16 protein-coding genes are annotated in these 20,655 nt (G+C 43.7%); 10 read left to right on the forward strand and 6 right to left on the reverse strand.

Translation table 11 applies throughout. From position 1 onward, the window contains the following. Window positions 1-244: 244 nt before the first annotated feature. Window positions 245-1,630 carry a hemolysin family protein gene (locus V7K50_RS24335; protein WP_334964552.1) on the forward strand — a complete coding sequence of 462 codons (1,386 nt, stop codon included), beginning with the start codon at window positions 245-247 and terminating at the stop codon, window positions 1,628-1,630. Between the two features lie 203 nt (window positions 1,631-1,833). Here V7K50_RS24335 and queC read toward each other — a convergent pair whose 3' ends face one another. Continuing rightward, entirely contained in the window at window positions 1,834-2,508 is a 675-nt protein-coding gene (queC, locus tag V7K50_RS24340) for a 7-cyano-7-deazaguanine synthase QueC (RefSeq protein WP_334964554.1), read from the reverse strand. Window positions 2,509-2,847: 339 nt separating this feature from the next. Here queC and V7K50_RS24345 point away from each other — a divergent pair, with 339 nt between their 5' ends. The 6 genes from V7K50_RS24345 to rdgB all read left to right on the forward strand — a co-directional run bounded on the left by V7K50_RS24345 (window position 2,848) and on the right by rdgB (window position 9,506). Beyond that, window positions 2,848-3,930 (forward strand): Gfo/Idh/MocA family oxidoreductase, encoded by a 1,083-nt coding sequence (locus tag V7K50_RS24345; protein WP_334964557.1) that lies wholly within the window; start codon window positions 2,848-2,850, stop codon window positions 3,928-3,930. 424 nt (window positions 3,931-4,354) lie between these two features. Beyond that, window positions 4,355-4,978 carry a DedA family protein gene (locus V7K50_RS24350; protein WP_334800059.1) on the forward strand — a complete coding sequence of 208 codons (624 nt, stop codon included), beginning with the start codon at window positions 4,355-4,357 and terminating at the stop codon, window positions 4,976-4,978. A gap of 240 nt (window positions 4,979-5,218) precedes the next feature. Next, window positions 5,219-6,373, forward strand: coding sequence for a ParM/StbA family protein (locus V7K50_RS24355; protein WP_334964559.1), 1,155 nt, complete (start codon window positions 5,219-5,221; stop codon window positions 6,371-6,373). A 5-nt stretch (window positions 6,374-6,378) separates the two neighbouring features. After that, window positions 6,379-6,858, forward strand: a complete 480-nt coding sequence (locus V7K50_RS24360; RefSeq protein WP_334964561.1) for a plasmid segregation centromere-binding protein ParR — start codon at window positions 6,379-6,381, stop codon at window positions 6,856-6,858. Between the two features lie 512 nt (window positions 6,859-7,370). Then, complete coding sequence (locus V7K50_RS24365; protein ID WP_334964563.1) at window positions 7,371-8,807, forward strand: phosphoglucomutase/phosphomannomutase family protein; 1,437 nt, start codon at window positions 7,371-7,373, stop codon at window positions 8,805-8,807. 120 nt (window positions 8,808-8,927) lie between these two features. Then, window positions 8,928-9,506 (forward strand): RdgB/HAM1 family non-canonical purine NTP pyrophosphatase, encoded by a 579-nt coding sequence (gene rdgB, locus V7K50_RS24370; RefSeq protein WP_334964565.1) that lies wholly within the window; start codon window positions 8,928-8,930, stop codon window positions 9,504-9,506. 66 nt (window positions 9,507-9,572) lie between these two features. Here rdgB and V7K50_RS24375 read toward each other — a convergent pair whose 3' ends face one another. The 3 genes from V7K50_RS24375 to thiD all read right to left on the reverse strand — a co-directional run bounded on the left by V7K50_RS24375 (window position 9,573) and on the right by thiD (window position 12,009). Next, window positions 9,573-9,911, reverse strand: a complete 339-nt coding sequence (locus V7K50_RS24375) for a P-II family nitrogen regulator (RefSeq protein WP_196520788.1) — start codon at window positions 9,909-9,911, stop codon at window positions 9,573-9,575. 347 nt (window positions 9,912-10,258) lie between these two features. Then, entirely contained in the window at window positions 10,259-10,864 is a 606-nt protein-coding gene (locus V7K50_RS24380) for a hypothetical protein (RefSeq protein ID WP_334964567.1), read from the reverse strand. 311 nt (window positions 10,865-11,175) lie between these two features. Continuing rightward, window positions 11,176-12,009 carry a bifunctional hydroxymethylpyrimidine kinase/phosphomethylpyrimidine kinase gene (gene thiD, locus V7K50_RS24385; protein WP_334964569.1) on the reverse strand — a complete coding sequence of 278 codons (834 nt, stop codon included), beginning with the start codon at window positions 12,007-12,009 and terminating at the stop codon, window positions 11,176-11,178. Window positions 12,010-12,945: 936 nt separating this feature from the next. Between thiD and V7K50_RS24390 the strand changes: the two genes are divergently transcribed. Further along, a complete protein-coding gene (locus V7K50_RS24390) occupies window positions 12,946-13,146 on the forward strand; it encodes a hypothetical protein (RefSeq protein ID WP_334964571.1) in 201 nt (66 codons plus the stop codon). Window positions 13,147-13,466: 320 nt separating this feature from the next. Further along, complete coding sequence (locus V7K50_RS24395; RefSeq protein ID WP_334964573.1) at window positions 13,467-17,024, forward strand: beta strand repeat-containing protein; 3,558 nt, start codon at window positions 13,467-13,469, stop codon at window positions 17,022-17,024. Between the two features lie 316 nt (window positions 17,025-17,340). Here V7K50_RS24395 and V7K50_RS24400 read toward each other — a convergent pair whose 3' ends face one another. Further along, a complete protein-coding gene (locus tag V7K50_RS24400; RefSeq protein ID WP_334964575.1) occupies window positions 17,341-18,171 on the reverse strand; it encodes a zinc-dependent peptidase in 831 nt (276 codons plus the stop codon). A gap of 248 nt (window positions 18,172-18,419) precedes the next feature. Here V7K50_RS24400 and V7K50_RS24405 point away from each other — a divergent pair, with 248 nt between their 5' ends. Beyond that, window positions 18,420-19,211 carry an SAM hydrolase/SAM-dependent halogenase family protein gene (locus V7K50_RS24405; RefSeq protein WP_334964577.1) on the forward strand — a complete coding sequence of 264 codons (792 nt, stop codon included), beginning with the start codon at window positions 18,420-18,422 and terminating at the stop codon, window positions 19,209-19,211. A 213-nt stretch (window positions 19,212-19,424) separates the two neighbouring features. Here the strand turns inward: V7K50_RS24405 and V7K50_RS24410 are convergent, their stop codons facing one another. Next, entirely contained in the window at window positions 19,425-20,324 is a 900-nt protein-coding gene (locus V7K50_RS24410; protein WP_334964579.1) for a M23 family metallopeptidase, read from the reverse strand. Between the last annotated feature and the right edge of the window lie 331 nt (window positions 20,325-20,655).

Here is a 20,655-nt window from a genome sequence, read left to right on the forward strand (position 1 = left end):
TTGTACTGAGTTTCGACTACGCTCAACTACCGCGTTCGCGTAGCGTCTCGTAGAGAAGCCGTTGGCGCAGCCTCTCCAAGAGTTGTATTGGGCATTGGGCACTTGTACTGAGCGTAGCCGAAGTATTGGGCATTGGTGATTATCTATTTTTTTACTATTCCCTATTCCCTATTCCCCATTCCCCATTCCCCATTCCCCATTCCCCATTCCCCAATCCCCATTCCCCATTCCCTATTCCACCTAAATGGAGGGCGTGAGTTTTACACGAGCTTTGGCGGTGAGTGCTTTTCCTAATTTAACTTTGACAGAGGTGGCGCTGCGGTTGTTGTCAGTGTTACTACTGATTGTCATAAATGCCTTTTTTGTGACGGCGGAATTTTCGATGGTGAGCGTGCGGCGATCGCGTATTCACCAGCTAGTTAAGGCTGGGGATATTCCAGCGATCGCAGTGGAAATGCTACAACGCAGTATTGACCGACTGCTATCTACCACCCAGTTAGGCATTACCCTCTCTAGTTTGGCACTGGGATGGATTGGCGAAAGTACCATTGTCGGGCTAGTGAATGCATGGTTAAAATCCTGGCCTTTACCCAGTGGGATGACTACCTTTCTCGCCCATTCCCTATCAATTCCCATCGCCTTTTTCTTGATTGCCTATTTGCAAATTGTGATCGGCGAACTATGTCCCAAATCCTTAGCCATGCTCTACTCAGAACAGCTAGCGAGGTTTTTGGGGCCTTCGGTAAAAGCGATCGTGCGTTTTTTTAGCCCCTTTATCTGGATTCTCAACCAATCAACTCGTTTTTTATTGCGGATTTTTGGCATCCAATACACAGGTCAAGGCTGGAGACCGCCTGTAACTCCCGAAGAATTGCAACTGATTATCTCTACAGAATGGGGATCTACTGGTTTACAGCGTGCAGAGCGAGAATTGCTCAATAATGTCTTTGAGTTTGGGGATGTCATAGCCCAAGATGTGATGATCCCCCGCACCAGTATTATCACGCTGCCAAAAGATGCTACCTTCCAGACATTACTCAGAGAAATGGCTTCTACTGGCTACTCTCGCTATCCCGTGATTGGTGAATCTTTGGACGATGTTCGCGGCATTGTTTATTTTAAAGATTTGGCGCAACCTTTAGCTATCGGAAAACTCAGTTTAGACACACAGATCCAACCTTGGATGCGTCCCGCCCGATTTGTTCCAGAACATACGTCTTTAAGTGAGCTTTTGCCTATGATGCAGCAAGAGAAACCCGCTATGGTCATGGTAGTGAATGAATTTGGCTCTACTGTGGGACTAGTGACAATCAAAGATGTCATTGCCGAAATCATTGGCGACCCCAGCGAACCGGAAAACAGCGACGACTTACTGATTCAGATGTTAGGTGAGCATAAATTTTTGGTGCAGGCACAAATCAACCTCGAAGACCTCAACGAAGTTTTGCATCTCAATTTACCCCTGACAAGAGAATACCAAACACTGGGAGGCTTTTTGCTGTATCAGTTACAGAAAATTCCGACCATTGGCGAAACCTTCTGTTATCAAAATCTCGAATTCACTGTGGTATCAATTGTTGGGCCACGCCTGCATCAGATTCAACTGCTACGCCTAGAGGAGGAGGGGTAAGGAGGCGGATGAGGGAGCAGGGGAAGCAGGGGGTAAGGGACTGACAAGAAATAAATTATCCAAATAAACGTAGACGCGATAGCGGCTTGCCGCAGGCTACCACAGAGAAACAAAGAACACAGAGAAAGGAGAAATAGAGAGGGTTTTTGGGTCAGTTTTAGGACATTTTTTTATTTTGAAGTCCCTAAATGCCCCATGCCCAACTAAGCATACACCACTGGATCAACGAGTCCCAATTCGGCAAAAGCTGCTAGCCGTAAGCGACAAGAATCACACACGCCGCAGGCGACATCATCACCGGCATAGCAAGACCAAGTTAGCTCCCAAGGAACTCCCAATTGGTTCCCCAGTTGGATGATTTCGGTTTTTTTCAGGTTGATTAGGGGTGCAACAATCTGAATTGGTTGTCCCTCACGCCCTTGTTTGGTTCCCAGGCGAAAAACTTCTTGCATTGCTTGGATATAGTCGGGGCGACAATCAGGATATCCTGAGTAATCTAGGGCATTAACGCCGATATAGACACGCTCTGCGGCGATCGCTTCGGCGTAACCAAGAGCAAAGCTTAAAAAGATGGTATTACGAGCCGGAACATAAGTCACAGGAATATTTTGAGACATTTCATCCAGCGATCGCTCCTGGGGTAAATCAATCGCGTCATCGGTAAGCGCCGAACCACCCCATTGTCGTAAATCAAAATTAACCACCTGATGTTTGGCGATCGCAGCTTCTTGAGCAACACTGAAGGCTGACTGTAACTCTCGTCGGTGTCGCTGCTGGTAATCAAAGGAAATAGCATGACATTCCAAGCCATCAGCTTTAGCTTTATACAAAATTGTGGAAGAGTCCAATCCCCCAGATAACAGAATTACAGCTTTCATCTCGGTTATAAATTTTGGATTTCAAATCGCCAAATCAAACCTTAACAAGATGCCAGAAAGCAATGCCAAGGATAATTTATACTTAGGTCTTGCTAAATTTTTTAAACTTAATCAAAAGACATATTTTTTTGTAGAAAGTGCAAAATCCAAAACAAAGCCGAAATATCTATACAAAAGATATTTGGATTACGGGAACCGATCACAAACTTTGAAATTCTTCATAAACATAGGCTCTATGTTACCATCTGGATGGTTTTAGACGGATCGTAACTGGCATTTCGAGTATAAACGCCAACGGCCGTAGCGTCTCTAAATTTGGTGGTTGAGGAGAGAATAATAGTGCAAGATAGCATGTCAGTGGCAGAATCGAATCCATATACACAGCGCAACCAGCCACGACCGATCCGCATAGGCGTGATTGGAGTGGGTAACATGGGACAACACCACGCTCGCGTGCTGAGTTCAATGAAAGATGTTGAACTAGTCGGAGTGGCAGATATTAACGTCGAGCGAGGATTAGAAACTGCCAGCAATTACAAGGTGCGTTTTTTTGAAGATTACTGTGACCTACTACCCCTTGTGGAAGCAGTTTGTGTAGCTGTCCCCACCCGTCTGCATTATGCCGTGGGTATTAGCTGTCTGTTAGCGGGAATTCATGTTTTGATTGAAAAACCGATCGCAGCCAGTATTTCTGAGGCAGAGTCTTTAGTGAATGCCGCAGCTGAGTCTGGGTGTATCCTGCAAGTAGGCCATATTGAGCGTTTCAACCCAGCTTTTAAAGAACTGAGCCAAGTTCTAAAAACAGAGGAATTGCTGGCGCTAGAAGCCCATAGAATGAGTCCTTACTCAGACCGGGCAAACGATGTTTCAGTTGTCCTGGATTTAATGATCCATGATATCGACCTACTTTTGGAATTAGCTGCTTCCCCAGTCACGAAATTGACTGCTAGCGGTACTCGCTCCCTAGACTCTGGTTATTTAGATTATGTAACCGCCACCTTGGGGTTTGCCAATGGTATTGTTGCTACTCTGACTGCCAGTAAAGTCACCCACCGCAAAATTCGTCGGATTGTCGCCCATTGCAAAAGTTCATTCACTGAGGCTGATTTTCTCAAGAATGAAATTTTGATTCACCGACAAACCACTGCCAATTCTCTCACCGACCACCGACAAGTACTTTATAGGCAAGATGGTGTGATTGAAAAAGTCTACACCACCAATATTCAACCCCTAAGCGCAGAATTAGAACATTTTGTCAACTGTGTACATGGTGGCAATCAACCCTCAGTAGGTGGTGAACAAGCTCTCAAAGCCCTGAGACTGGCAAGTTTGATTGAGCAGATGGCGCTGGAAGATCGAGTTTGGAATCCCTTAGACTGGCAATCGGAACCAAGGGTACAATCATTGACTCCGACAGCCTAGAAGATGGGATGAGGGAGATGAGGGGGATAAGGGAGATGAGAGGGATGAGGGGGACAAGGTAAAATTTTCTCCCTTCTGTGTCTCTGCTTCCGCACAGTTGCACCTAAAATCTGTTTTGAAATTTGCCATGAAATCTTTAGATCCTCCCTAGTCTTTTGAAAAAACCGACTAAGGGGGATCTAAAAAATTAGAAAATAAAATCGTGAGGGTGGTCAGATCCCCGACTTCGCGGAAGTTGTCGGGGATCTCGCAGCCCCGCAAAATTAATGAAGCAGATCCCTAGCTTCCACTTGCAATGCCAACTTTTATTTAGTCCAACCAAGTTGCCTTGACTCTGGCAAGCTGGGATAATTACCTTCTAAATAAAAAGCTAGGGCTGAATCTTGGTCACAAAACTAGTACAGCAATTTTAGGAATTGGCTCAATGCTTGAATGGATAACTAATACTATTAACTATTTTGGTCATTGGGGAATTGCCCTACTAATGTTCCTAGAGAACCTTTTTCCCCCCATTCCTTCAGAATTGATTATGCCACTAGCTGGATTTACAGCAAGTCCATATCAACCAGGAGGGGCAAAGCTAAATATCATTGGTGTGTTTTTCGCAGGACTTTTGGGTTCTGTATTGGGCGCACTTGTTTGGTACTATCCAGGTAAGTTTTTGGGTGAAATCCGGTTGAAAGCGATCGCTGACAAGTATGGCAAGTGGCTGACTATATCGAGCAAAGATATCGATAAGGCAACGCGCTGGTTTAACTCTCAAGGTAGCAAAGCAGTTTTCATTGGTCGCCTTGTGCCAGGAATCCGCACCTTGATTTCTGTTCCCGCAGGGATAACCAATATGCCCTTGCTACCATTTTTGTTTTACACAACATTAGGTAGCGCTGCTTGGGTGGGTTTGCTAACATACTCAGGATACGCGTTGGGTAGTCAGTATGAACTTGTGGACAAGTACCTTGCTCCTGTATCCAAAATCGTACTTGGCGGTTTGGTTCTAGCATTTGTTTTCTGGATATTCAAGCGCCAGTTAAGACGCACTAGAAGATGAAACACGGACGCTTTTGGTTTGAAAGCAGTGAAAGTAAGGGTTACATCTGGCCAAAATTCGCCTACACTATGCCAAATAATACTAGATGTGCGTTGGCATGAGCTTATCAGAGATATGGCCGGAATTAATTTTTGGCGTATTTCTAGCTACACTTGACGCAACCTAGAATTTCTGGTTGCTCGCATTTTTGTAAGATGAGCATGACAACTTTTTACAGTTAAGTTTGAACTAGGAGCTTTCATGACAGACCAACCTTCCGCCGCTACCCCCATCAATGCTGCTGCTATACCCATGAATAGAGCGGCAGTTCCCATAAATGCAAATCCTGTTAATAATCCCAACCCAGGTGCCGGCAATGTTCCAGGGAAAACTATTCTCAGTGTTGATTTAGGCAGAACTTCCACAAAAACTTGTGTGAGTCGTGAACCCGGTAACGTGGTGTTCGTACCTGCCAACGTCAAGCAGATGTCAATAGAACAAGTACGCGGCGGTGTTTTTGAAGCCCGCGCTACCGACCCCTTAATGGATTTGTGGCTGGAGTATCAAGGCAATGGATATGCTGTTGGTCAACTGGCAGCCGATTTTGGGGCAAATCTAGGAGTCGGCCAATCTAAGGTAGAGGCTGCACTGGTAAAAGTGTTAGCAAGTGCTGGCTACTTCAAACTCAAAAATGATATCTCAGTGGTACTGGGTCTACCTTTTCTTTCTTTAGAGCAATTTGAAAAGGAAAAAGCCCAGTTGATTAGCCAAGTCGGTGGGCCTCATGTGTTGAACTTCCGAGGCGAATCTGTATCGCTGAACGTCAATAAAGTTTGGGTAATGCCAGAAGGCTACGGCAGTCTGCTGTGGTCTGAAGCTCAACCGAAGAAAAGCCCTGGCAGTCCCGATTTTACAAAAATATCGGTGGCGATCGTCGATATTGGACATCAAACCGTCGATCTTTTGATGGTAGATAACTTCCGTTTCGCCAGAGGTGCTTCTAAGAGCGAAGACTTCGGGATGAATAAGTTTTATGAATTGGTGTCCGCCGAAATCGAGGGAGCAGATAGTCAATCTCTAGCCCTGATTTCCGCCGTGAACAAACCCAGAGGTGAACGTTATTACCGTCCTAAAGGCGCTAGCAAGCCCACTAACCTAGATGATTTTCTTCCCAACCTTACAGAGATGTTTTCGCGCGAAATCTGTAGCCGTGTGCTAGCCTGGTTGCCAGAACGCGTCACCGATGTAATTCTGACTGGCGGGGGTGGTGAGTTCTTCTGGGACGACGTTCAACGTCTGCTCAAGGAAGCAAAGATTAATGCTCATTTAGCAGCACCTTCCCGTCAGGCGAATGCTTTGGGGCAGTATATTTATGGAGAGGCACAATTATCCTCCAATCGCGCTGCTAGGGCATAAAGCTGATGTTCCAATGGTCAAAAAAGGTAGTTAAATCCGTCACGTTCAACCCAGAGCTTGCTGATGAAAGCTTGTTAGCGCAAGTAGAAAGTTATTTGGAAAAACAACCAGACAAGACTTTCAGCGACCTCTGTAAAGAAGCCTTATGGCAATCTTTATGTGTACCGGAACCTGTACAACCTGCTCCACAAACAGCAGCAAGAACACCGATTGAACAACAAATCGGTGAACTGCAACGTCAAGTGGCTGGACTTGAGGAACGTTTTTTTGCCAAGGGATCTAATCGTTTGGAGGCGATGGAACATCATCTACTGCAACTTTCTCAACAAGTTGCACAACTGGCGCTCATAGTCAATGATCGATCGTTCATTCCGTCTCCAAGTCAATTAGAAGTAGTAAATAATACTTCTTATGCTGTTGCTACCCCTCCTCAAGAGGTTGACCCCGTAATCAGTCGCCTTAGTCAGTTTCTCGATGATTTTTAAGGAAAAATCAGGTTTGTGAGCAGTTTTTGCTCATGTTAACAATCCTTAATAGTTAATTCTATTAAGGATTATTAATGTTTATATAAGTAGGTAGATATAATTAAATATAAAATAAACTCCTAGTTTGTAGTGAGCGATTTATCGCTCAGAGCAAGGATTATCAGGACTAAAGTCCTTACTACAAACTTTAAATTTATTTATGCCTAGATACTTATAAAAATAGATTTCTGTCGGTAGGGCGATCGCTCATACTAGTGAATCATCAGAGCAATCCCTGTTTAACTATTCTAGTTATTTGATGCCAAAGCCTAATTTACAAACAAATTTTGGCTAACTCTTAATTAGATAAACATCATGGCTAATTCTTACACTAAATATTATTGATTGTGAAAGGACAAAATTTGCTCGCCTTTGTATTGAATATTATTAGTACATATTATTACTAGATTCTTTTTTTACTTTATACACTGTATAAATGCTAGAATCCTCAAGTAGACAGTTAGGATACCTAGATGCCAGTTGTAGCTAACTCAATTAAGTTTGGTACAGACGGCTGGCGGGGCATTATTGGTGACGAGTTCACCTTTGAACGCCTAGCCCTGGTCGCACCAGTTGCCGCAAAAGTATTATATGATACATATTTTTCTACGGTTGGTAGCCGAACAATAATTGTTGGTTACGATCGCCGATTCATGGCTGAAGACTTTGCTCGTGCTGTTGCCGATACTGTCAGTGCTGTCGGATTTGATGTGCTACTGAGCGAGAGCTATGCCCCAACCCCAGCTTATAGTTGGGCAGCAAAAGAACTCAATGCTTTAGGGGCGCTGGTAATTACAGCCAGCCATAACCCTGGTAAATATTTGGGTTTAAAAGTCAAAGGCTATTTTGGTGGATCGGTACCGCCAGAAGTCACAAAAGAAATCGAAGATCAGTTGGTGGTAGAGGTACCACTAGCAGCTACCCCAGGTAAGCAAGAGAAGTTCGATCCTTGGCCCAGTTATACCCAAGCACTAGAACGTAAAGTTGATATCGCCAAACTTCGAGAAGCGATCGCATCTGGCAAATTGACATTATTTGCCGATGTCATGCATGGCGCTGCTGCTAGTGGATTGGCAAGACTACTAGGCAATCAAGTCAAAGAAATCAACTCAGAACGCGATCCCCTATTTGGTGGCGGTGCGCCGGAACCTTTGCCTAAATACCTTTCAAAGCTTTTTGAAGTCATCAAGACTCACCGAGAAACCGATAAATCAGGTTTAACGGTGGGGTTGGTATTTGATGGAGACTGCGATCGCATTGCAGCAGTAGATGGAGAAGCAAACTTCCTAAGTTCTCAAGTATTAATCCCGATATTAATCGACCATTTAACCCTGCGGCGCGGTTTTACTGGAGAAATCGTCAAAACTGTTAGTGGTTCCGACTTGATGCCCCTTGTAGCAGCACTACATAACCTCTCAATATTTGAGACAGCAGTTGGTTATAAATACATCGCTGACAGAATGTTAGTAGCAAAAGTGTTGCTCGGTGGTGAAGAATCAGGAGGAATTGGCTATGGTAGCCATATTCCCGAACGTGATGCACTGCTGTCAGCATTGTATGTACTAGAGGCAATTGTAGAATCTGGTTTGGATTTAGGTGAGTATTATCGCTACTTGCAGAAACAAACCGGGTTTAACTCAGCTTACGATCGCATTGATTTACCCTTAGCAAATATGCAAGTGCGATCGCGTCTTTTGCAACAACTGCAAACTCAACCCTTAACAGAAATTGCAGGGTTAGCAGTAATTGATTGCCAAACAATTGACGGCTACAAATATCGCCTCGCCGATCAAAGCTGGTTAATGATTCGGTTTAGCGGGACAGAGCCAGTTTTACGCCTGTACTGCGAAGCCCCAACAATTGAGCAAGTGCATCAAACTCTTGCTTGGGCGAAACACTGGGCGGAGTAAAATTAATTATTAGTCATTAGTCCTTGATAAATGAATAATGACTAATGACCAATACTTCGACTCCTTTCGACTTCGCTCAAGGCAAGTCGCTCAGTACAAGTGACTAATGACTAATGACCAATGACTAAATTACTTGTAGTAGCCACAGGAAATCCGGGGAAGTTGCGGGAAATGCAAGCTTACCTGGGAAATTCTGGTTGGGAATTAACCCTCAAACCGGAAGAATTGGAAATTGAAGAGACGGGCGAAACTTTTGCCGCCAACGCTTGTCTGAAAGCGTCACAAGTTGCTAAAGCTACAGAAAGCTGGGCGATTGCTGATGATTCAGGCTTGCAAGTAGATGCCCTAAATGGCGCACCTGGAGTTTATTCTGCACGTTATGCCAAAACCGACTCAGAACGCATTGCTAGGGTATTGAGGGAATTAGGCAACGAGGTAAATCGGCAAGCTCAATTTGTTTGTGCAGTAGCGATCGCTCGTCCTAATGGTGCGATCGTATTACAATCTGAAGGTATTTGTCGTGGCGAAATTCTCCACGCACCTCGTGGTGATAGTGGTTTCGGCTACGATCCAATTTTTTATATTCCAGACAAGCAATTGACCTTTGCTGAGATGACACGGGAGTTGAAGGGATCAATTAGTCATCGAGGTAAGGCTTTTACAACTTTACTTCCGCAACTGGAGAGAGTTAAGAGTTAAGAGTTTGGAGTTAAGAGTTAGGAGTTATGCTAAATCTTTATTCCTAACTCCTAACTCCTAACTTTTTTAAACTGCTTCTGTGTTCTTTTCCCCGGTGCGAATCCGAATCACTTGCTCAACAGGCGAGATGAAAATTTTACCATCGCCGATTTCACCAGTGCGGGCAGCAGCAATAATTTTATCTACCACCATATCAACCTGATCATCATCAACTACGATCTCTACTTTGAGTTTTTGCAGAAACTCGACGGTGTACTCAGAACCGCGATACCGTTCAGTTTGGCCTTTCTGCCGTCCAAACCCCCGAACTTCAGAAACAGTCATACCAACAATACCAGCGTTAACTAAGGCAATTTTTACCTCATCTAGCTTAAATGGGCGAATAATAGCTTCTACTTTTTTCATGTTCTTAACTCCTGACTTCTACTAGCTTCGTTTATATATCTAACCAGATTCGCTGTCTGAAGCTGTAACTAGCAGTGCTTTTCCTAAAAGATATGTAATAATTACCACTTTTTTCAAGTTGCTTGAGGGTTTCGGACATGAGAACCAGCAAGGATTTATTAATTGGATAATCTTTGAGGTTCTAACATAAAGAAGTTGCTGTCAATGTAGCATTTTATGTAGCTTTTATAACCTAAAAATAGATAAACTTTGCCGTTTAGCAGATTTGTTCGGATATTTAGAGAGCGATCGCAGAGGAATTGCACGGTAGCTCGAAAGCTTGCTGCTGCTGACTGTGGGAGTGTCAACTAACGTTTCTGATGTTCAAACAAGGGACGCACAATGAAATATCCAGCACTAAAGGCAGTAAGCATGATTAACAACATAGTAATTACTAACCACCAGCCACTGAGTCCCTTGGCATCTGGCTCAGTAGTGGAATAATAACTTATTTGTTGCTCTTCTATAAAAACTGTTTCTGGTATCGGAAAATTCATTTCCATTACAGGCGTAGAAAAGTCTTGGCGGCGGCTTTTTTCCGGTGGCGCTTTGGGCACGGGTTGACGCGAACGAGAAACCTTTTGAGGTTGACGTGCTGGTTTTACTGGCTGTTTTGCGGCACTTTGAACGTTATCAGAAGCTTGGGTAGCTTGATGATAACTAGGTGTCGTATGGGAATCCACAAAATTTTGCAAGCGAGAAAAAGACTCAACGACTTTAGTAATTTCTTGGCGTAATAGTTGGTTTTCTTGTGCTAGGTGCTGATTTTGGGTGGTGAGTGCATTTAGCCTCGCCTGTGCTGCTTGCAACTCCGTTGACAATTCCCTGTATACAGATAGTGGTACAGAGGGAGGGTAGGCTTGAGTAGTCGGTGTTGGCGAATTGCTGTGAACAGAACCTATGGTTGTTCGCATCGGGGCTTGGTATTAAAAATCAAGATAATTTAGATCGTACAGAGATGCTAACAGAGATAGTCACCCCTCAAACTATGCCCAAGAATAATAGAAAAATACCCAAAGGGCAAAGATTTTTTATTGGGGTATTGGGAATTGGGCATTGGGCACTTGTACTGAGCGACTTGTGCCGAGCGGAGCCGAGGTAAGTCGAAGTATTGGGAATTGGGAATTGGGAATTGGGCATTGGGTATTAAGAAAACTTTTCTCTAGTCCCCAGTCCCTAGTCCCCAGTCCCCAGTCCCCAGTCCCTAGTCCCTAGTCCCCAGTCCCTAGTCCCCAGTCCCCAGTCTCCGCAATGGGAAAAAGTGTCCCACGGGACCTTGCCCTTTGCCAATATCTAGGGCGTAAGTGAGTGCAGTAGTCACATACTCTTTTGCCTGCTGCACTGATTGCCACAAGTCTTTTCCCTTAGCCAGATTAGCAGCGATCGCAGCCGATAGTGTACAACCAGTACCGTGGGTATTTTTTGTCTCTACTTGCTGGCAAGTCAAAACTTCCAACTTATCCCCATCAAACCAGATATCAACGCCACGCAAATCTCCCCGCATACCTCCACCCTTGACTAAAACAGCCTTCGTCTTTGAATTCTTGTGAATAATTTCAGCCGCAGCTTGCATATCCTCCAAAGAATTAATTTGTAACCCGCTCAAAATCTGGGCTTCATACCGATTGGGCGTGATAATAACCGCCTTGGGAATCAGGGCATGGCACAGAGTCTTCACAGCATCATCATCGATCAATTGTGCCCCTGTACGTGACACCATTACTGGATCAACTACTAGATTATTGATTTGTAAAGCTTCTACCTGCTGGGCAACAGCAAAAATAATTTCCTGATTGAGCAACATTCCCGTTTTGGCAGCTTGTACGCCAATATCCTCAACTACCGCCTGAATTTGCGCCACAACAGACTCTTTTGCCATAGCATCAACCCTCTTCACTCCTAGAGTGTTTTGTGCCGTAACGCAAGTTATAGCACTAGTACCGTGGACACAGTGAAAAGCAAAGGTGCGTAAATCAGCTTGAATTCCTGCACCGCCACCGCTATCTGAACCAGCAATAGTTAAAGCAACAGGTACCCTAGAGTTTATTTCAGTGTTCATATTATGAAGATTAAGTAAGTTGGTGCAATCAAACCAAACTATCTCAAATATTGATGAACTAGGCTAAAACCGAATGGCACTAAGTTAAAATACAGCCCTTGTCCTCACTGGTTCCCAGCCTAGAGGCTGGGAACCCATTCTGGGAGGGCTACCGCCTCCAGTGGCTTGACCAGAGGCAGAGCCTCTCGGAATTCGTTCCCAGCCTAGAGGCTGGGAACAAGGCGACACAAGCCTTTGGGGTTTTCTTAGTGCCATTCGGCTAAAACCCTCTTCCCTGGTGGCTGCTCGCAACAACAAACATTTACGGCAAACCTGACTTAAAAATGCTGTTAGCGGATAGCTAGGCTTGAGCCAGTGCTGAGTAAAAAATACTAGTAGGAACTTTACTTAACTTTAACAAGGCGATTGAATAGGGGAATTCATTGAAAGCGGCGGCAAACTCCATCCTAAGAGTGGGTGGAGTTTTTCATGAATTGCCCTTACTTATCTAGTTAATTGAGATGGTAGCTGGATTTACGCCCTGCGGTACTAGTCCTCAAAATATTTAGAGAAACTTCATCAAATCCTCGCACAAAGCGCTCTCCATTGCCATAGAACTCTGAAAATTAACAGGACTCCACCACAACACTTCCATAAGTTTTTGGAATTTGTTGTAAAAAATTTTACTAGATTACGGGGTATTACTGATATCAAGTGCTATTTGTAAAGGTTACTTTTGACTAAGTTCACAAGGCTCAGTTACACCGCTCATAACAGGTTTGACTAAGTTGTTACATTAGTCTCCTTAAGTTAAGGGATCAACCGACTAAAGTTTCAACAAATTTAACTTTGACCACTGTAACTTTAAGTCCCCAGTTATTAGCCAGGGGTGTATTTTACCATGCAATTTGGCAATCTCCTGACCTAAGACAAAGGATAAAGTTTAGAGGAATTACCATGCCAAATATAATCACTGTATTGAATATAGCAGATGGTAAAGCTAGCTCACAAAGAGCAGCGATGTCTACGACGGCCACTGAGCGACTTGCCTTGAGCGAAGTCGAAAGGAGCCGAAGTGCGGGCTACGCCGACGCCGTTGCTATAGATGAAGATACCATTCAATTCGACTCCCGTTATGGCAATCGCTATGATGTCTAACAACAAGCTCAGAGAAGATAAGAAACATCTCCGGCTTTCTGCTGCGTTGTCTACGTGCCAATCGTCCGATCAGCCTCAACAAAACGCTGACGATTGACAGTATTCATATCCCTAGTTTAACCATCAACGGTTGACAGAAGAAAATCTTTCAGTTTTACAACAGTGTTTCTATAACCGACGCGATTTCAAGTTGCGATCGGACAACTGTGACTGTCTTGAAGAGTCCAGACGAATGACCTATTCAAATAACTACTTAGCAGCTGAAGAAACTTGCTCAGAGTGTACTACCAATTCCCCTTACACACATTTGGAATAAACCTATGACTACATACTACGTTTCTGAAACAGGCAATGATAAAAATAATGGCTTGCAACAAGGATCTGCATTTCAGACCCTCCAACAAGCTGGAGACTTGGTGAAGGCAGGTGATACTGTCTACGTCATGAATGGTACTTACACCTCAATTTACGCCCATATCCTGAGTATTGCAAATAAGCAGGGTACAGCTGATGCGCCGATCACATTTATGGCGCTACCTGGACAGACACCTGTTTTACAAGCAAAGGGAAACAATTGGAATGCTATATCAATTACAGGCTCGACATACATAACAATAGAAGGCCTAACATTGGTAGGAAATCGTGATAATGTTACACTAGCTTACGCCCTTGAGCAAAAAGACAATTTGAATAACTCAGCAACATCTGGAAATGGTATTAACATTACGTACAGCGATGATAATGAAAATCAACTTTCAACTCATATCACAATTAAGAATAACAACGTTTCTAACTTTCCAGGAGGCGGGATTGCAACAACAAAAGCAGACTATATCACAATAGAAAACAATGTCGTTTCTGGAAATTCTTGGTACTCCCCTTTTGGTACACAAGGTATCACAATGGTTAACCTTGCTAACTCTGACAACAATACAACAGATTACAAGGTAATTATTCAAGGTAATACCTCTTTTGATAATAAACAATTAGTTCCTTGGTATGTAGCAGGAAAAATAACCGAGGGTCATGGAATAATGCTTGACACTTCTTATGTTGGAGGTGTTGCTTACACTGGTAAAGTCTTAATCAGTAACAACTTAACTTACAACAATGGTGGGGCAGGTATTCAGATTTTAAAAGGCGAAAACCCTGTAGATATTGTGAATAATACAATCTACCAAAATTCACAAGTAGTTACATACGGAGAAATTTTCCTTAACAGTGCTAAAAATGTTCGAGTCTATAACAATATTCTGTATGGAAGCCAGGGAGAGTCTGTAATTTCCAACAATAAGTCTGACTTACTTACATTCGAGAATAACCTTGCTTACAACGGAGTTTTTAACGTCACAGGATCAGGAAATATTTTAAACCAAGATCCGTTGTTTGTTGATGCAGCGAATGGTGACTTTAGACTCAAACCTGGAAGTGCTGCGATTGATGCTGGTTCCAGTCTTTTCAATGGCATCAGTACGAACATTCCCCAGGATGGTGATGGAAATGGCGCTGCATTGATTGACATTGGCGCATACGAAGCACCCCGCAGCACCATTGCCACCCCAGAGATTCAAGTTCTCAATGGTACAGTTGACATTGTAGATAACAGCACTACTGCTATTAACTTTGGCGAAATCATTGTCGGTAATACCCTGACGAAAACCTTTACCATCAAAAACACTGGTATAGCCACACTCAACCTGAGTAATCTTCAACTTCCCAATGGATTTAGTTTGGTTGGTACTCTTCCAACGAGTATCGCTGTTAATGCTTCTACCACGATATCGATAGTACTCAACCCCACTACAGTCGGCACTTATAGTGGCACCCTCAGTTTAAACAACAACGATATTAATGAAAGTCCCTTTAATTTTGTTATTAGTGGCACAGTTAAACCCGTTCCGGTTCCAGAAATTCAAGTTCTCAATGGCACAGCTAACATTGTAGATGGCAGCACTAATGCCATTAACTTTGGCAACATCATTCTCGGTAATACCCTGACCAAAACCTTTACGATCAAGAACACCGGTACAGCTGCACTCAACCTGAGCAATCTTCAACTTCCCGACGGATTTAGTTTAGTTGGAACTCTTCCGACGAGCGTAGCTCCCAATGCTTCCACCACTATATCAGTGGCGTTGAGTGCCACTACAGTCGGCACCTATAGTGGCAGCCTCATTTTAAACAACAACGATACTAATGAAAGCCCCTTTGACTTTGTTATTAGTGGCAGAGTTAACCCCGTTCCGGTTCCAGAAATCCAAGTTCTCAATGGCACAGCTAATATTGCAGATGGCAGTAGTGCTGCAATTAACTTTGGCGAAATCATTGTCGGTAATACCCTGACCAAAACCTTTACCATCAAGAACACCGGTACAGCTGCACTCAACCTGAGTGATCTTCAACTTCCCGACGGATTTAGTTTAGTTGGAACTCTACCCACGAGTGTGGCTCCTTATGCTTCCACCACCATATCAGTGGCGTTAGATGCCACTACAGTCGGCACCTATAGTGGCAGCCTCATTTTAAACAACAACGATAGTGATGAAAGCCCCTTTGACTTTGCTATTAGTGGGACAGTTAAACCCGTTCCGGTTCCAGAAATCCAAGTTCTCAATGGTACAGTTGACATTGCAGATGGCAGCACTACTGCCATTAACTTTGGCAACACTACCGTTGGTGACATTCTGACCAAAACCTTTACCATCAATAACACTGGTACAGCCGCACTCAACCTGAGTAATCTCAAACTTCCCAACGGATTTAGTTTGGTAGGAACTGTACCTACGAGCGTGGCTGCCAATGCTTCCACCACCATATCAGTGGCGTTGAGTGCTACTACACCTGGCAACTATAGTGGCAGCCTCAGTTTAAACAACAACGACAGTAATGAAAACCCCTTTGACTTTGCTATTAGTGGCATACTTAAACCCGCTCCTACTTCGGCAATCCAAGTTCTCAAGGGCACTGACCACAATGACACCTTTACTATTCGACGAGGCAATGGCAATTACAGCATCGCTGACTTTGGTGGTGTAGGTACTAACTCAAACCCTTCGGCTGCGGTGATTGCCAAAGTAGACACTTTGCAATTTATTGGGCCGGACTTGACTGCAAGAAATCTGCAATTAACTCAAAATGGCAACAATTTAGAAGTCTCCTTTGAAGGTGTGGGTAATACCAAAGTCACTCTGCAAAACTTTAACTTAGAAAACTTAGAGAACTTAGCCGCATCGACAACAAGACCCGCCATCGGTAATATCCTATTTGACGGAGAAGCTAGTGTTAGCAAAAGCTTTGATGTGATTAATGCCAACTACACTCCAACGTATATTTCCACCGCAAACAGCGTCACGTTCCTGAATAACTTGAACAATAACATCAGTGGTTATTACAATTCCAACGATGTGATTAATGGTCAAGGGGGTAATGACACCATCAATGGCAGTGGTGGTGACGACCTGCTGCGGGGCGGTGCTGGCAATGATCTTCTCATTGGTGGACCAGGTAATGATATTCTTGTGGGTGGTACAGGTGCTGACTCTTTCCTCTACAACACCAATGCTCCCTTTACTAGCGCTGCTGTGGGTATTGATACCATCACTGACTTCAACCACTCTCAAGGTGACAAGATTATCCTGGCTAAGAATACCTTTAGTGCTATTACTTCTGTTGTGGGAAAGGGTTTTAGTAACGCCAGTGATTTTCAAATCAGCAGTTTAGGGGCACTTAGCAATGCTGTGATTGTCTACGACTCTGTAACTGGGCAGTTACTATACAATCAAAATGGTAGCGCTGCTGGTTTGGGCAGTGGCGGTCAATTTGCACAACTGACTGGTGCGCCCACTCTTACTGCCTCCGACTTCATTATTCAAGCATAGTTGGGTCGGGTCAGCTGAGTGAAAGTTTAATCAAAATATGAATCCACTTTCAAGAAGGTTTTCAATTAAATAGACCACATCTATAGGGGCAGAATAAACAAACATATTGCGCCCCGACAATTTTGCCATTAAATTGCAAAATTGTTACTTCTTATCCCAGTTGAAAGGCCAAAGACTTATGTCGCCTCGTTCCCAGCCTGGAGGCTGGGAACGAATTCTGAGAGGCTCTGCCTCTGGTCAAGAAAGAGAAGGCGGAGCCTCCGGGAATGGATTCCCACCCTCCAGGCTGGGAAGCAGTCAGGGCAAGGGCTGTATCTTAACTTAGTGCCATTCGGACAGGATCTAATTGATAGTAACGTTGCAATTGCTCATAAAGTGCTGGATGCTTGGACAGCAATTGGTGCGGTTTTTCAAAAAATGTCTCAGTCGCTACGGCAAAAAATTCTGCGGGATTCGTTGCGCCATAGCTATCCATTACCGTTTTTACACCTTGTAGAACATCATTACAAAGTTGCTGATATGCTTCTGTCATTACATTCGCCCAAATAAGATAGTCTGAGTTGCGTTGCAGTATAGGAACTCCTTCAGCTTTACCATCTTCTTGATCTAACTGATGGGCGAATTCATGAAGCACAACGTTACGTCCATCCCTCCAGTTAGTAGTGTCTTGTTTTACCTGTTCCCAAGACACTACTACTTGGTCAGTTGTCCACGATTCCCCCAGTCTTGCCACACGCCTTTCTTCAACAACATAATTTCCGATGGAATTCGTTTCCTGAACAAAATAAGCATTGGGATACACCAGAATTGAACGAAGTCTGGGAAAGTACTGCCCGCGTTCATTCAGTAGGAGTAAACAGGCGGTAGCAGCAAGGGTCAGTTTCATTTCCTCCGTCACTTGTAATCCTCTACAGCCAATAAATTGCTTTTCTGCTAAGAACACTTGAATATGTCCCTGAAGTCGTCTGATCTCATCGGGAGAAAGACAGGGATAAATGGGAAGATTATTCTCAATAATGGCATTCCAAAGTGGGGGAAAAGGACGATGTTTAAGACGATTTCTTCGCCTTTTGACTAAAATAGGATTGACTAAAATCGCGCTTATAATTAGCCCAAGGATCAGAAAGACAACTATTGTTTGAATCATTGACTTTTGAGCAGTTTACATATTTAAGTCACTGTTAAGCAGAAAATCTGTCTGGAGTTAGTTGCATTCTTCGTTAAAAAGTGAAGTTATGGTTGCAGCATCTTTTTGCTGGAAAATTGCGCTCAATGTTATGTAGAAATCTTACATATAGTTGAGATCACACCTAGACTGATGATGAGACAGGTTCACCGGGGAGTTTGAACGCCACCCATTGCCGCAAATTACTACCCTAAGCAAGGAGGAGCAAAATGTTTATCTGCGTCATTGCAGACTACGGTACAGGAGATCCGGCATTTATTGAAGTCACACAACGTCTGCTGATGGCTTTTCCCGATGCCCAAATTCATTTGCTTTCGGTTCCAGCATTTAGTACTTTGGCAACGGGATTCTGGATTGCCCAACTGGGACTTAACCCAGGCCCTAGCGATCGCTTAATTTATCATAACTGTGCGCCTCGTCAGGATGATCCCGAAGCCCGTCGGGATAATGAAGGCGAAGGACTAACTTATGCCCTTTTAGCCAATGGTGTAAAAGTAGTGGGAGTGAATGCGGGCTACACTCTCTCCTTTATCAAAGACTATACAAAGGAGTTGCGAGTGGTCAACGTTTCTCGTGGTGGCTCGCAGTTTCGCTCACGGGATGTGTTTCCTCCGGCTGCGGCGGCCATTATGGGCGAAGATTTTAGCCTTTTAGGAGACAGTCTTTTTTCTGAGCAAATCCCAGATGTTCCACCAGATAGAATTGCCTGGATTGATGGCTACGGCAACATCAAAACAACTATTGGGGCACATACAGTTAACTTCGAGCCTCAAACCAAGATTGTAATCCGAATTGGAGATGTGGTCAGTGATGCAGTATATTCTGATGGCAGCTTCAAGGTGTCTGAAGGAACTTTAGCCTTTGCTCCTGGTAGTTCTGGTTGGTCAAGAGGCGATTCAGGAGAGCCATTGCGCTTCCTAGAGCTGTTTCTGCGAGGAGGGAGTGCTTGGGAGCGCTTTGGCCGTCCCCGTGTGAATCAGCAAGTCACTCAAATTGCGTGAATTACTCACACTCACCGCAAGCGGTGAGTGTGAGCTTCTAGGTATACTATCGAAATCTAATGTCTGCTTGATTACTTATTAAACCCAGAGAACCCCACCCCGCCCTGAATATGGGACGGGTGGGGACACCCATCCCACTAGAAAATAGAAAATTTGGGATATTTTTTTATTTGGAAGTCCCTAAAAAGTAGGGATTTCTACTCGCCCAATACTTTATGGCGATTTGATTGAAGTATAAAAACTGTCAGAACGTATCTGACTACCATTTCGCCAAACTTCCACTTTTTTAGGGCTGACTAAATAATAAAAACTACCATTATCTGCTCGATATCTGCTTTTACCAATATTCAAAGCTTGTATCTTTATCGGCTGACTTGGATCTTGCTTTAACTGTCCAATATAAAATAACTGACCCTTTTCTTCACAGACTTTTATCCGAGTGCTTGTAGTTTCACCTTCAATGATGGTAATTCCATTGCATTTAGTATCAGTGCTTACATGTGCAAAACCTATTGGAATTGGCTGTGAAGGTGAAACTTGCTTTGCTACTGGGCGGTTTGGGTTATGCACTTGCTGAACTCTCGAACCAGAGTTAACACTTGCAGTTAAGGATGTCAACAGACTAAGGGGGTCAACTGCTATTCGACCATTTGGATGAACTTCAAAGTGCAGATGAGGAGCTGTGCTATTGCCTGTAGATCCCATCTCGGCAATAATTTGACCTTGAATGACCTCTTGACCCTTGCTCACCAACAAACGGCGATTGTGGCCATAAACTGTAATGCTGCCGTCGAGATGTTTAATAGTTATGGCATTTCCTAATCCCCAATCATCCCAACCCGCTTTGACAACTGTACCGGACGCAGCCGCAACAATCGGAGTTCCAGATGCTCCGGCAATATCAATTCCTTCATGTTGATATTTGCGGAAGCCTTGAGAAATAAACCCTTGAGTTGGCCAGATTAAGTTAGAAGCAGGGATAGGAGTTTGCCTAATTGGGGAATCGTCTGCTAACTGTGTTAGGGCAGGTGTTGCTGTACTTAATACGGTGGTTAAGGATATTAACCCAATTAGTCCATAAGTGCAGTATTGATAAACGCTAGCTTTTTTCATAAGTTGCAAGTCTATTAAAACAATAATAATTCAGAGACTTTCTGATTATTTGTTGTTTCAAGCTAACTCACAAAGTATCAGGAAATAAAATATAGCTGTTCTCGTTTGGATGTAGTATACATCTCCAGAAATTCAATATGCCTTATCCAGAAGAGACGTAGCACTGCTACGTCTCTACATTCATTTTTAGCAGATGTCTAATATACAGTAGGGGCAATTCATGAATTGCCCCTACAAATGGTCTATATTTTATGCAATTGAGAACCGCTATTGGGTGAGTTAAGCTTACCCAACGCATCCAACAAAACTATAGCGGTTCTCGCTTGGATGC

Source organism: Nostoc sp. (genome assembly GCF_036917135.1).
GTDB lineage: Bacteria > Cyanobacteriota > Cyanobacteriia > Cyanobacteriales > Nostocaceae > Nostoc.